This is a genomic window from Dyella sp. Tek66A03 (assembly GCF_052567735.1).
Genome location: NZ_CP199584.1, coordinates 4,292,374 through 4,305,639 on the forward strand (window position 1 = coordinate 4,292,374; position 13,266 = coordinate 4,305,639).

A 13,266-nucleotide genomic window follows, 5' to 3' on the forward strand; every position below is an offset into this window, starting at 1 on the left:
TTTGTGAAACTTTTACGAAGTCGCTGCCGACGGGCACGGGTTCGCGCACAGAGTCCGTGCGATGGAATCGCCAGGACCATCGATGCTCAAGTTCTCAAACTTGCCGTAGGAGCGCACCCTGTGCGCGAAAAGCCCGCACCTGGACGACGTCGCCACCGCGCAAAGAACACGCCCCGGACTCGATCCGGGGCATGCCACGTGGCCGAAACGAAGGTACCGTGATTATTCGTCCAACACCGTACCGTTGCTTTCAATCACCTTCGCATAGAGTTTTGCCGTAGCCTTCGGCGTGCGCTTCTGCGTGGCGAAGTCCACGTGGTAGAGACCGAAACGCTTGGAGAAACCGAGCGACCACTCCAGGTTGTCCATCAACGACCACGCGTAATAGCCCTTGAGGTTCACGCCTGCATCAATGGCACGGTGCAAGGCCTTGAGGTGCTTGCGCAGGTAATTGACACGCAGCGGGTCCTCCAGCACATCGGCTTCGGCCACCGGCGGATCGTAGAACGCCGAGCCGTTCTCGGTGATGTACAGCGGGATGTCGCCGTAGCGCTGCTTGAACCAGGTCAGCGTGTCGGTGAGGCCCTGCTCGTACACCTCCCAACCCGTCTCGGTGTACGTCTTGTTCGGCTGGCGTACCGGCACGGCCTTGAGCGGGTAGGCATTCGCATCGTGCTTGACCACGGCGCGCGTGTAGTAGTTGATGCCGACAAAATCGACCGGTTGCTGGGTCAGTTTGAAATCGTCTTCCGGAAAATCCGGCCACGCATCGCCGAAGATTTCCTTCAGCTCGGGCGGATAGCTGCCGAGCAAGGCGGGGTCGGCGAACTGCTCATTCATGTAGGCATGGGCGCGACGGGTGGCGGCCAGGTCCTCGGCACTATCGGAAGCCGGATACTTCGGCTCGATATTGAACACCACGCCAATCTCGTGCTTGCCCAGCGCGCGATAAGCCTGGATGCCGGCGCCGCTGGCACGCATCAGGTTATGCGCGGCGATAGGCGCTTCGTACTTGCTGCGGTGACCCGGCGCCAGCGCGCCATGCAGGTAACCACCATCGGTAACCACCCACGGCTCGTTGAGCGTGGACCAGCGCTTGACGCGACCGTCCAACGCCTTGAACACCACACCCGCATACTCGGCGAACCAGTTCGCCACATCGCGATTCAGCCAGCCGCCGCGATCGTCCAGCGCCGCTGGCAAATCCCAGTGGAACAGTGTGGCATTCGGCTCAATACCGTTTTCCAGCAGTTCGTCGACCAGTCGTGAATAGAAGTCCAGACCCTTCTGGTTGATCCGGCCGGTGCCTTCAGGCAGCACGCGCGCCCAGGCCACGCTGAAGCGATAACCCTGCAGGCCGAGCGCGCGCATCAGCTGCACGTCGTCCTTGAAACGGTTGTAGTGGTCGCAGGCCACGTCGCCGGTATCGCCATTGATCATCATGCCGGGGGTATGCGCGAAGCGTTGCCAGATGTTGGGGCCGGCGCCATCGGCGAGGGGCGAGCCTTCGATCTGATACGCCGAGGTGGCGGCACCCCAATGGAAATCCGCAGGAAAACGGTAACGTTGAGTCATGTCGGGAAGTTCTCTTGTGCCGCATTGCGGCTTGATGTAAACGATTACATGGTGAGAATAGCCTAGCAAGGCCCGAATGTGCAGCGGGTCGACTCAAGCAGGCGCGCACGGCCCCACGGGGCACAGGAGCGAAGAACATCGATGGCGACGGTAAAGCTGGATCGCGTGTGCAAGGTCTATCCCAATGGCCACGTTGGCGTCGCTGAGGCGAGTTTCGACATCGCCGATGGCGAGCTGCTGGTGCTGGTGGGGCCGTCCGGCTGCGGCAAGACCACCTTGCTGCGCATGATCGCGGGGCTGGAATCGATTTCCTCCGGCACGCTGAGCATCGATGGGCGCGTAGTGAACGAGGTGTCGCCCAAGGACCGCGACATCGCCATGGTGTTCCAGAACTACGCGCTGTATCCGCATATGACGGTGGCCGACAATCTCGGTTTCGGCCTGCGCCTGCGCGGCAAGCAGCCGGATGAGATCGCGGCGCGCGTGCGCGATGCGGCGCGGCTGCTGGAGCTGGAGCAGCGCCTCGATTCGCTGCCGGCGGCGCTCTCCGGCGGCCAGCGCCAGCGCGTGGCGCTTGGACGTGCGCTGGTGCGCGAGCCCAAGGTATTCCTGCTCGACGAACCGCTCTCCAACCTGGACGCCAAGCTGCGGCTGTCGATGCGGGTGGAAATTGCGCGGCTGCACCGGCAGCTCGGCGCCACCATGATCTACGTCACTCACGACCAGGTCGAAGCGATGACGCTGGGCCAACGCATCGTGGTGCTCGATGGCGGCAAGATCCAGCAGATCGATACGCCGATGAATCTGTACGACAAGCCGGCCAATCTGTTCGTGGCAGGGTTTCTCGGCTCGCCTGCCATGAACCTGCTGCGTGGCCAGCTGCAACGCGAGCGCGCATGGCAGCTGCAGACTCCGCATGGCTCACTGAGCCTGGGCGAACTGTCCACGCAGTCGCCGGAGCTGCTGCCGTGGCTCGACCGCGACATCGTGCTGGGTGTGCGACCGGAAGACCTGCGCTTGAGCAGCGCCGACGCTTCGGCACTGACCGCCGTGCTTGAAGTACCCGAGCCGATAGGCAACGAGATCTTTCTCAATCTCCGCTATGGCACGCAGGCGCTGGTTTCGCGTGTACCGCCGGGCCAGCTACCGGAGCCGGGTACCCCGATGCATTTCAAACTGACGCAGGAACGTCTGCACTTTTTCGAACCGGTGAGCGGCGCGCGTATCGTCTGATCCGCCTGCGCCCTGCGCATCGATCAGCGCATGTCCATTTCCAGCGTGGCAGGCAACTGGCGAATCGCCACTTCGCCGGCTTGCCATGCCACTGCCTTGCCGTTGAGCGACGCCGATGAGACGGGCTTATTCGCATAAGGCCAGCGGAATGCCAGCCCCCCCGGCGGCATTTCGAGCCCGGCAGGAATGTTTAGCACCAAGCGTCCGTGCTCGGCCCGCAGGCGATAGCTCAGCTCGCCATACGGCGTGCGTAAACGTTCGATGCCTATGCCGTCGCCAGCGAACCATGCGGGATCGAGTCCAGCGCCGAGCACGAGCGCGTGGTCGCCAGATCGCTCGTAGGCAAACATGTCGTACACCGAGCGGAGATAGTCCGAGGCGATCCAGGCATGCGGCATATCGCCAACGAAGCGCGGCTCACGCGGCTCCCTTCCCACCACCTCGGCCCACTGGTTCCACGCTGCGGGTCGACGGTCGGCCATAAAGAACGCCAGCAACTGCCCTACCCGATCGCGCCAGCCCAGGCGCACGAAGCTCGCTACCACGCGTAGTTCGTAGGGCGTATAGGCGTCCCAGCTCTGGGGACCGTCACGGCGCTGCACGAAGCCGGCCCAATAGCGCTCAAACGTGCGCTCCAGCAGGTCGCGCGGCAACCAGGCCAGGCCATCGCCGGGCGATAGCGCGACGGTGGTCGATGTCGCATCGAAATCGCCCAGTTCAGCGGCACCGGGCAGGTAGTCGATGTGATGTTGTGCGATCGATGTCTTGATGGAAGCGAGCAGATCGCTACGGAACTGATCGCGCGACTGAGCCATGCGTGTAGCCTGGTCGCGCTTGCCCAGCACCTGCGCCAGCATGCTGGCATCGTTGTAACCGATCAGCGCCCAGAAATTGTCCCAATACGCATGCATCGGCTTGGCCGAGTAGCCTTCATGGCTGATCGAGGCCGGCATCAGGCCGTACAGCGATTCGCGCCCCGCCTGGTGATTGGCCTCGGTGCGCTCACTGGCGCGCAGTGTGTCCATATAGGCCACCGCACGTTCGACATGCGGCCACAGCGCCTCGAGCTCGGCGCGATCGCGGCGGTAACGCCACAATTCGCCGACGGCAAAGATCAGCTCGCCGTGGCTGTCATTTTCTGGCACCGGATCCGAGCCGCGGGCATCGACGCAGCACGGCACCTTGCCGCTGCGGAACTGATAAGGCGCGTACCAGTGCACGAACCGCGCGGCCACGTCACCATGGCCGCTGCGCAACAAGCCCTCGGTCATCATGGCGCCATCGCGCACCCAGCTGCGACCGTAGGAGCGGGTACCTGGCTGCAAGGCCGACCCGTCGCGCGACATCAGGATGTGCGCCAGCGCACTGCGTGCGGTGTCGGCAATCGCCTGCTGCGACGCGGGCAACGCGAGCGTCACGCGATTCAAGCTCTCGCGCCAATGCGCGGCCACGGCGTCCTGTTGCTGCTGCAGCCATGCGGCGGCATCGGCCGGCGGTGTCAACGCGCGCGTGGAACCCGGTACGGCCAGACCCATCACGCGCTGGCCGTGCGGCGGCAAGGTGACCGTATACAACAGGGCGCCTTGGGCGAGCCCGCTATCGTCATGCAGCGTCGAGGTGATGGGCCGCTCGCCGCGCAACAGACGCTCCGGCAGAGCGCCATCCTTGTCGGTACTGGCAACGAAGCTGGCACCTGGCTGCAAGGGCACGACCTGCAGATCGCCGTTCACCTGCACATGCTGGCCATTCCAGCTGAGCTCACGGATCGGACTGATACCGCCAGCCGTATTGAGGAACTGCGTCGGCGGGTTGACCTGGAAAGGACGCTGGAGCAGCGCCAACGTGACCGTACGTGGCAGCGCGCCGGTATTGGACAGCACGTATCGCAACAAGAGATCGGCATCGTCGCCATCGCCAGCCGCGATAAGCGTGGTATCCAGCGACAACTCACCGGATTGCCAGTGCACCGTAGGCACCGGCAGATAGCCATCGAGCAGGCTCTGCGTGACGTTCGACGAGGCCCAGTCGATCACATGCCGGCCGTCGAAGATCATTGGCTCGATGGACCAGCCGCCCCGGCGCACCTCGACTGCGCCATCCTCGGACATGAGCGCCGAGCGTGCAGCACCGCCATCGGTACCTACCAGGGTCCAGTAGCTCTGCTCGCCCGAGAAGCCCCGAGGATAGAGACCGCGGGCCACCTGCTTCGCTCGCTGCTCAAGCAACGCGTTAGGTGTCGCCGGCGGCGGCGCAGCGTTCTTCGCCTCGGGTGGCAACGCACGCAAGCGTAAGTTATCCAGGCACAACTCGCCCTTGCCGCCATGCCCAGCGTAGACCGTGAAAGCCAACGCCGCCGTGTGGCGAAGTGTGCGATCGGCGCTTGGCCCCCAGGCGAATTCGACCTGCGACCGGCGTATGTCGATGCTCTGCCATATCGTCGACGGCACCAAGGCCTCGCGCCGATACCACCACACGTTGTCGCCGCTGGCATCGATCAACTTCACCTGCAGGTCGTTGGCCGGCATAGTGCCGCGCACGTCGAACGACAGCATGAAATTCGCCGGCCAATCGATGGGCAGCGCCTTCTGCACGGTGGCGCCGCCCGACACGCCGTTGAAATCGAAGTCCAGGCAGATCGCCTTGCCCTGCTGGCCATCGATGCGACGCAGCGAAGCGGACAGGTCGTCGGTGCCTTCCGCCTGCCAGCCCTGGGCTGCGAACGCCGCTTCGAGCGGGTTGCCCGTGGCGGCATGTACCGCGGCAGCAGCAAAGAGCACGAAACCGAACAACGCAGCCCGACGCATGCTTATCCCTTCACGCTGCCGAGCAGCAGGCCCTCGATGTAGTAGCGCTGCATGGCCAGGAACAGCACCAGCACAGGCACCACGGTGACCACCGAGCCGGCCATCATCTGCTCGCTGTCCTGCCAGTGCTCGCGCGCCAGCGAGGCCAGGCCGATCGGCAAGGTGTAGTGCTCCTGCCCGGTCAGCGCGATCAGCGGCCACATGAAATCGTTCCACGCGGCGAGAAAGGTGAAGATTGCCAAGGTCACCATGATCGGCTTCAGCAGCGGCATGACGATCTGCGCGAAGATGCGCAACTCACTGGCGCCATCGATGCGCGCGGCCTCCATCAGCTCGTCCGGAATGCTGCGCGCGTACTGGCGCACCAGGAAGATGCCGAACACGCTCGCCATCGCCGGCATGATCACGCCCGCATAGGTGTTGACCAGGCCGAGGTACTTCAGCAACAGGAACAGCGGCAGCATCGCCACTTGCGCAGGAATCACCAGCGCACCGATCAAGGCCTGGAACAGGCGCTCACGGCCGGCGAAACGCAGCTTGGCGAAGGCATAGCCGGCCATCAGGTTGAAGCTCAGCGCCAGCAGGGTGATCGCCGACGACACCAGCAGGCTGTTGAGCAGGTAGCGGCCCATGCCGGCGTGCACGAACAACTCGCGATAATTGCCCAGGGTGGCATGGGTGGGCAGCAAGGGCGGCGGTTGTGCGCTCGCTTCGCCGGGCGACATGATCGACACCGAGAACATCCACAGCAGCGGGAACAGCGCGATGACGGCGCCGCCGATCAGCAAACCGTTGATCATGGCCTTGGCAATTCGTGGGCTCATACTTCACCTCCACGACGCGACAGTCGCAGCATCAGCGCCGTCACCCCGAACATGATCACGAATAGCAGGAACGCCACCGCCGAGGCCGAACCGAGGTTCCACCATTTGAAGCCTTCCTCGTACATCAGGTACAGCACGCTGGTGGTGCTTTGCAGCGGACCGCCCTCGGTCATCACATACGGTTCGGCGAATAGCTGAAAGTAGCCGGACACGGTGAGGATGCTCACCATCAGCAGGGTCGGCCGGAGCATCGGCAAGGTGATGTGCCGGAACTGCTGCAGCAAGGAAGCGCCGTCGATGCGCGCGGCCTCGTACAGGTCGGCGGGAATGGCCTGCAGGCCGGCGAGAAAGATGATCATGTTGTAGCCGAAGTTCTTCCACACGGCGAACAGGATGATCGTGGGCATGGCCCAATGCGGATCGCCCAGCCAGTCCACCGGATGAATGCCGATCAGGCCGAGCACATGATTGGCCATGCCGTACTTGGTGTTGAACAGGTAACGCCAGATCAGGGCTACCGCCACCACCGTGGTCACCACCGGCGCAAACAACGCGGTGCGGAAAAAAGGCTTGCAGCGCGCCAGCGGCGAATTTAGAAGTAACGCCGCACCCAGCGACGCGCCCATCGACAGCGGCACGCCGACCGCGACGAAGTAGACGGTATGCCCCAGCGCGGACCAGAACAGCGGCCGCTGCAGCAGCTCCCAGTAATTGCCCAGCGCTACGAAGCGCAGGTTGCGGATATCGGCCAGGGCGTAGAGATCGAAATCGGTGAGGCTCAGACCCAAGGCCGCGATCACCGGCAATAGAAAGAACACCCCAAGCACCAGCAGCGCGGGCGTCAGAAACAGCCACGCAGCGCGTTGCGAATTCATGGCTGCTTCCTTGGGTGGTCGAGTATCCAGCGGTGCTTTTCCAGGATCGCGTCGGTGCGGCGGTCCATCTCGGCGGCGGCCTGGTCGACCGTCAGTTCGCCGGCCACGGCACGCGCGGCCACCAGCTGCATCTCGTTGGCGATGCGCTCCCATTCGGGCACCGGCGGGGTGGGCTTGACCCGTTCAAGCTGTTCGCGGAATGCCTGCGCCTGCGGGTCCTCGTGCAGCATGCCGCCTTCCCACGAGCTTCGCCGTGGCGGCATGTCGCCGAGCAGTTCGTAGAAACGCTGTTGCACTTTTGCTTGCGACAGGTATTCGATCAGGATCCAGGCCGCGTCCTGATTCGTCGACTGACGGAAGATCACCAGACTGGAGCCACCGGCCACCGAGGCGCCCGCACCGTTCGGACCAGGCAGCGGCGCGGTCGACCAATCGCCCTGCTGAGCGGCCGGCAGACGCTTGCGGAACTCACCGATATTCCACGGGCCGGACAAATAGAACGCGTACACGCCGCGACCGAATTCCGTCCACGGGTTGCCAGCTTCCGCATTGGTAATCGCCGGCGCCTGGTGTCGCTTGAACAGGTCCACGTAGAACGCGAGCGTGCGCTTGAAGCCGGCGCTTTCGAAATTGCCGTAACGGTAGTTGTCGCGAAGCAGTGGTTCGTCCTGCTGCAGCGCCAGCGCCATCAGCGGCTCGTATTCGTTGACCGGCAGCAGGATGCCGTAGGCCTTGCGCTCGGGATGGCTGAGCGCGGCCAGCATTCGCCGCCACTCGGCCCAGTCGCGCGGCGGCGCTTCGAAGCCGGCTTGGCGCAGCAGATCCTTGCGATAGAACAACAATCGCGTATCGACATACCAGGGCACGCCGTACAGCGTGCCGTCGATGACATTGGTGGCCCAGATGCTGGCGAAGTAGTCGTCGGGTTTCACCCCCGCGGAACGATCGACCCGCGCCTGCAGCGGCTCCAGCGCACCCAGCGCGACGAACTCGGGCAGCCAGGTATTGCCGAGCTGGGCCAGGTCTGGCGTCGAGCCGCCCGCGAAGGCGGTGAGCATCTTCTGGTGCGCCGCCGTCAGCGGAAGCTGCTGTAGCTTCACGTGGATATCCGGATGCGCGCGCTCGAAATCCGGCAGCAGCTGGACCATGGCCTCGCCTTCGCGACCGATGGTCCAGAACGTCAACGTGCGCGATTGCGGCGGTTGCTGCGTACATCCGCTCAAGCACAGCAGCACACACGCCGCCAGGCCGACCCACACGTCTCGCATCGCCGAAGCCACGCCATGATGCGAGCGGTGAAGCATCGCCTACTGCTCCGCCTGGTCCAGCCAGCCGCCGGTGAAGCCGGCCCGCTCCAGCCCCTTGCGGATATAGGGGTTCTTGCGCATGACCTTCCACACGAAGTCGCTGCGCCAGTTTTCGATCATCAGCACGATCGGGCCCTGGTCGATGCCCAGCTGCTTGGTATCGGCCCAGCCCATGCCCGGCACGATCCGGCCCACCGTGGGCGCGACCTTGCCATCGAAGCTGAGGTTGAACGCATCGACGAAGCCATATTGGTTGTAGATCGCGTGGCCGTAGCGCGCCTTCATCTCCATCAGCGCCGGCACCACGATTTCCGGCGCGAAGGCGATCGAGCCGCCCGCCGCGGTCGGCACGATGGTGCCGTCATCAACGATCTGCTCCATCCCCGCGCCGCGTGCGATGTAGCCGTGGAATTGACGCGTGCTGCCGTCGCTGGCCTTCACCACGATGTCGCCGGGTCCGTTGGAAGCGGTCAGGCCCCACACGTTTTCGCCGTAGCCGGTCCAGTGTCCGGGGTTGGCGATGGCGTACGCGCGCTGCGTATAGGTGGCGAGGCGGCTGTTGTCGAAATAGTCCAGCTTGTGCTCGCGGCTCCAGGCATCGCGGATGCCGCGGAAGTCGATCCAGCTATGGCTGTACTGATGACCGAACAGGGGCGCGAAGTTGAGGAAGGTCTTGCCCTGGAACTCGCCCCAGGTACGCGGATAGGTCTTCGACCACGCCGACCAGGCATCGTCGCTGATCGGATGCGTGGGCGAACCCAAGGCCAGCACATAGACCAGCATGCCTTCGTCGTAGCCCTGCCAGTCATGCGGGATAAACATGCCGCCCGGCGTCCAGCCCATGCTGATCAGGGGCGCGCGCGGCTGCATCCAGGTCCATTCGACGCGGCGGTAGATCGCATCGGCCAGCTCCCGGATGTCCTTCTCCTTCGCGGTGGGACGGTCGTAATACGACTGCGCGAACAGTACCCCGCCGAGCAGCAGGGTCGTATCCACGCTGGACAGCTCGACCCAGCGCGCTTCGCGCTTGCCGGTCTTCATATTGAGGAAGTGATAGTAGAAACCGTGGAAGCCGGTGGCGCCGTCCTCGCTATCGTCTTGCGGTGCATCGTGGAAGAAGCGTAGCGTCGTCAGCGTGCGCTCGACTGCTTGCTCGCGCGTGATATAGCCGCGCTCCACGCCGACGCCGTAAGCGGTGAGGCCAAACCCCACGGCGGCGATGCTGGCGAAGGATTCGCTCGGATAGTGGTCGGGCACCAGCCCGGTCTTCGCATCGGCGCTGTCCCAGAACCATTGGAAGGTGCGCTTCTCCAGGTCGTCGACCATGACCCGCTGCTGCTGCGGCAGCGCGTCGAATCCGCTTGGCGGCCCCTTCGCCAGCGCGGGCGATGGCCAGCCCGTCCCCAGGGTCAACAGCGCGGCAAGCGCGCTGGCGAATACGACACGATGCAGTTTTTTGAACATGGTCAGAAGCAACTCGAGATAAGGCGCCGGAACTTGGCGCTGTACGGAAGCGACTCACGCCGCGATGGTAGCTGCGGCGCGTTGTCGAAGGTGCTCATGGCCCGCCCCAAAGACGAAGCGGGTCATGACAGCCAGCTCACCGGATCACCCCGGTCGGCCGAAACGAACTTAGAACCTCAGCCCGACCGTCAGCTTGACCGTACGCGGCACACCGAGGATGTTGCCGATCGGGTTGTAGGTCACCGGCCGGCTGTTCAACACACCGCTCGAGCCGAAGTTGGTCGCGTAGTCGCTGTAGTTGTTCCAGTTGAATGCGTTCAGCAGATCGAAGCGCAGGTACGCGTTCAGACCATCGTAGATCCTGAAGTTCTTGGTCATCTGGAAGTCGATATCGCGATAGCCGAAGACCTTGCCGCCGATCAGGAAATGCGAACCCGGCGGCACGAAGGTCATCGGCACGCAACCGTTTGGCGTGTCTGCGCCATAACAGGCAAGGTTGACGGACGCGATCGGCGTCGCCAAGGTCAGCTTGGCGGCGAACAGCAGGCCCCACGGGCCGTCCAGCGTGCCGGTCGAGACGAGACGATGCCTGGACACAGCCGAACCGATGAAGGGATATTGACCTATCGTCGCCTCATCGAACGCATACGTGTCGGTCATATCCTGGCTGTCGTTGTTCTGCTTGGCGTCCGTGTAGGTATAGGCGATCGTGGCACTCCAGTGCGAGTCAGGGGTGTAGGGCTTCTCGGCCGACAGCAATACCTGCGTCGTCCTCGTCTGCAAGCCGTTATTGGCAATGATCATGCTGCCAAAGCCGGGAATGCCGTTACCCCAGGGCTGGCTGCAGCTGTTTGGACCGTTATTGCAGTTGCCCCAGAACGCACCGTTGGGAAAGCGGTTGCCGAGCTGGAATACCAGGCCGTCATGGCTGTTGATGCGCTGGACCGTAGCGTCCGTATTCCACTCGCCGAAGCTGTTGCGCATGCCCAGGCTGAACTGGTCTGCAAACGGCGTCTTGAGGTGGTTGGTGATCATGTCCACCTCCTTGCCCGCCGTAGTGCCGGCGACCAAGGCCTGCAATCCACCCAGGCCGTTCAACAGGGCCGGATCCCACGGGACGCAACTCGGGCTGGCGACACAGGGATGCAGTGCGCTGGGGAAATTGATGACCGGCTGCGACAGCACCGACTTGGTCTGTTCCAGCTGCAGGATCTGGTACAGGTTGCGGTCGAAGGAACGACCGATACCTGCATGGAAGACATGCGCCTGGTCGCCGTTGAGGTCATACGAAAAGCCCAGGCGCGGCTGGAAGTTGCCCTTCGGCGCACTGCGATTGTTGCCGGTGCTGATGTAGTCGTTGACGTTGACGCCGCCCTTGGCCAGGGTCTGCGCATAGGTCTGCCCTGCGGGCGCGGCGGGGTCCTGCATGCCGAAGGCCGCGACCACATTGGCCGGCGTCACGTAGTTGAGATAGGAGGGGGTTTGCTCAAGATCCCAACGCAGGCCCAGGTTCAGGGTCAGATGCTCGTCCACCGTCCAGTCGTCCTGGATATAGGCGCCGAACTGCCGGGAGGTGGTGCTGACTTCCGGATTCAGGCCCGGCGCCGGCGACGGAAACTGCACCTTGTACGGAATGGGCAGCGTGCCGTCCGGCGTGACGTCGTAGAAGAACTGCGGATTGAATTCACCCGAATCCTGCGCCGTCAACTTCACCCATTTGGCGCTCACACCCATCTTCACCACATGGTCGCCATGCCATTGCAAGTCGTTGAAGGTGAAGTCGTCCTGCAACGCCGGGCCCTTCTGGCCCTTGTTCTGCGTCGCCAGCGGGGAGGCAGCACCGACGGCGAGGATTTGGTCGTTGTTGTTGTTCGGCCCCGCCGTATAGACATAGCCATTGCCCTTGTTCAGCGCGGTGGCCGTATAGAACGCATCCTCGTAGTTCGCCTGCAGGCGGTTGAACCAGCTGTCGGTGCTGTGATCCCAACGGATGTCGTAGCGCTTGTCGGTATTGATCGTGTCGTAGGCCCAGGAGGCGGCATTGGCGATACCAATGCCGCTGATCGCGCTCTCGTCGCGATACTTGGCGCTCGCCTCGATACGGTCGTTGGCCGTCGGCTCCCAGTCGATCTTGCCGAAATACAGGTCTTCGTTGAACGGCTGGCTGGCCGAACCCAGCTGCGCCTTGGCGCTGGCCGGCAACTGGTCGGCCAGGCCCACCGGGCCGCCCGGAATCACGCTGACCGGCGTGTTGAATTCCTTGCCTTCATAGGTGAAGAAGAAATGCGCCTTGTCCTGCACGATCGGGCCGCCGATGGCAAAACCGTACTCCTTGTTGTGCGAGGCGATCTTGTCGCCGTTCGCCTGTTCGGCGGGCGTTTCGGCGCGCAACGAGTCGTTGGTGTAATTGCCGAACACCTCGCCATGAAACTCGTTGGTGCCGGACTTGGTTTCCGCCGTCACCGCCGCGCTGGAGATCTGCGCGTATTCCGCCTTGTAGTTGGAGGTAATGACCTTGTATTCGCCAATCGCCAACTGCGGGAACGGATTGCCCTGGGTGTTGTTCTGTCCGGCCAGACCGCTGGCCAGGACGTAGTTCTTCTGACCCACGCCGTCGATATAGACATTGATGGCGCCGGGGCTTTGACCACCGGCCTGCAGGCTGGCATTGCCGTTGCTCTGCACGGTAAACACCATGCCCGGCACGGTGTCGGCGAACTCCAGGAAGTTGCGCGTGATCTGCGGAATGGTGGCGATCTGGCGCTGCGAAACCGACGCGCCCACTTCGGACGTGGTCACCTCGGTGAGCGTGGTGGCGTTCACCGTCACCGCGCCCAGGTTCTGTGCAGCGGGTGCAGCCTCAAGATTGAGCGTCGCCGTCGAGGCAACGGTCAAGGTCACCGTCTTCTGCGTACCCGGGCCCGCGTCGACCTGATAGGTACCGGGCCGCAGCCCCACGATCGCGTAGCTGCCGTCCTTGCCGGTGCGGCCCTGGCGCACCGAACCGGTGTCCACGTTCTTCACCGTGACCTCCGCATCGGCAGGCCCCTTGCCTCGCAAGGTGGCATCCGCCGACTGCGCCCACACCAGGGTCGGCGTCACCGCGGTGGCAAGCATGGACGCAGCGATAACCGAAGCGAGCAAGCGCCTCTTGGAATTGCAGTAAACACTCATTGGTTTCTCT

At 63.6% G+C, this 13,266-nt stretch carries 8 protein-coding genes; 1 reads left to right on the forward strand and 7 read right to left on the reverse strand.

The genetic code is table 11. The features are described from left to right. Positions 1-222 precede the first annotated feature (222 nt). Positions 223-1,575: a GH1 family beta-glucosidase gene (locus ACT01B_RS19190; RefSeq protein ID WP_445144803.1), complete on the reverse strand. Its 1,353-nt coding sequence runs from the start codon at positions 1,573-1,575 to the stop codon at positions 223-225. A 141-nt stretch (positions 1,576-1,716) separates the two neighbouring features. Here ACT01B_RS19190 and ACT01B_RS19195 point away from each other — a divergent pair, with 141 nt between their 5' ends. After that, the gene (locus tag ACT01B_RS19195; RefSeq protein WP_445144804.1) at positions 1,717-2,808 is read left to right on the forward strand and encodes an ABC transporter ATP-binding protein; all 1,092 of its coding nucleotides are present in this window, start codon (positions 1,717-1,719) and stop codon (positions 2,806-2,808) included. A gap of 23 nt (positions 2,809-2,831) precedes the next feature. Here ACT01B_RS19195 and ACT01B_RS19200 read toward each other — a convergent pair whose 3' ends face one another. The 6 genes from ACT01B_RS19200 to ACT01B_RS19225 form a co-directional block, all read right to left on the reverse strand. Beyond that, positions 2,832-5,612: a discoidin domain-containing protein gene (locus ACT01B_RS19200; RefSeq protein ID WP_445144805.1), complete on the reverse strand. Its 2,781-nt coding sequence runs from the start codon at positions 5,610-5,612 to the stop codon at positions 2,832-2,834. Positions 5,613-5,614: 2 nt separating this feature from the next. Then, positions 5,615-6,436, reverse strand: coding sequence for a carbohydrate ABC transporter permease (locus tag ACT01B_RS19205; RefSeq protein ID WP_445144806.1), 822 nt, complete (start codon positions 6,434-6,436; stop codon positions 5,615-5,617). Next, positions 6,433-7,311, reverse strand: a complete 879-nt coding sequence (locus ACT01B_RS19210) for a carbohydrate ABC transporter permease (RefSeq protein ID WP_445144807.1) — start codon at positions 7,309-7,311, stop codon at positions 6,433-6,435. Before ACT01B_RS19210 ends, ACT01B_RS19205 begins: the two co-directional genes overlap by 4 nt. Further along, positions 7,308-8,615, reverse strand: coding sequence for a sugar ABC transporter substrate-binding protein (locus tag ACT01B_RS19215; RefSeq protein WP_445144808.1), 1,308 nt, complete (start codon positions 8,613-8,615; stop codon positions 7,308-7,310). The genes ACT01B_RS19210 and ACT01B_RS19215 overlap by 4 nt, the downstream gene beginning before the upstream one ends. Positions 8,616-8,618: 3 nt before the next feature. After that, entirely contained in the window at positions 8,619-10,082 is a 1,464-nt protein-coding gene (locus tag ACT01B_RS19220; RefSeq protein ID WP_445144809.1) for a glucoamylase family protein, read from the reverse strand. Positions 10,083-10,250: 168 nt separating this feature from the next. Further along, positions 10,251-13,256, reverse strand: a complete 3,006-nt coding sequence (locus ACT01B_RS19225) for a TonB-dependent receptor (protein ID WP_445144810.1) — start codon at positions 13,254-13,256, stop codon at positions 10,251-10,253. Positions 13,257-13,266: the final 10 nt, after the last annotated feature.

Excerpts from the sequence above, each read along its gene's own strand:
- ACT01B_RS19190 (WP_445144803.1), bottom strand. The coding sequence starts at position 1,575 with ATGACTCAACGTTACCGTTTTCCTGCGGATTTCCATTGGGGTGCCGCC.
- ACT01B_RS19195 (WP_445144804.1), top strand. The coding sequence starts at position 1,717 with ATGGCGACGGTAAAGCTGGATCGCGTGTGCAAGGTCTATCCCAATGGC.
- ACT01B_RS19200 (WP_445144805.1), bottom strand. The coding sequence starts at position 5,612 with ATGCGTCGGGCTGCGTTGTTCGGTTTCGTGCTCTTTGCTGCTGCCGCG.
- ACT01B_RS19205 (WP_445144806.1), bottom strand. The coding sequence starts at position 6,436 with ATGAGCCCACGAATTGCCAAGGCCATGATCAACGGTTTGCTGATCGGC.
- ACT01B_RS19210 (WP_445144807.1), bottom strand. The coding sequence starts at position 7,311 with ATGAATTCGCAACGCGCTGCGTGGCTGTTTCTGACGCCCGCGCTGCTG.
- ACT01B_RS19215 (WP_445144808.1), bottom strand. The coding sequence starts at position 8,615 with ATGCTTCACCGCTCGCATCATGGCGTGGCTTCGGCGATGCGAGACGTG.
- ACT01B_RS19220 (WP_445144809.1), bottom strand. The coding sequence starts at position 10,082 with ATGTTCAAAAAACTGCATCGTGTCGTATTCGCCAGCGCGCTTGCCGCG.
- ACT01B_RS19225 (WP_445144810.1), bottom strand. The coding sequence starts at position 13,256 with ATGAGTGTTTACTGCAATTCCAAGAGGCGCTTGCTCGCTTCGGTTATC.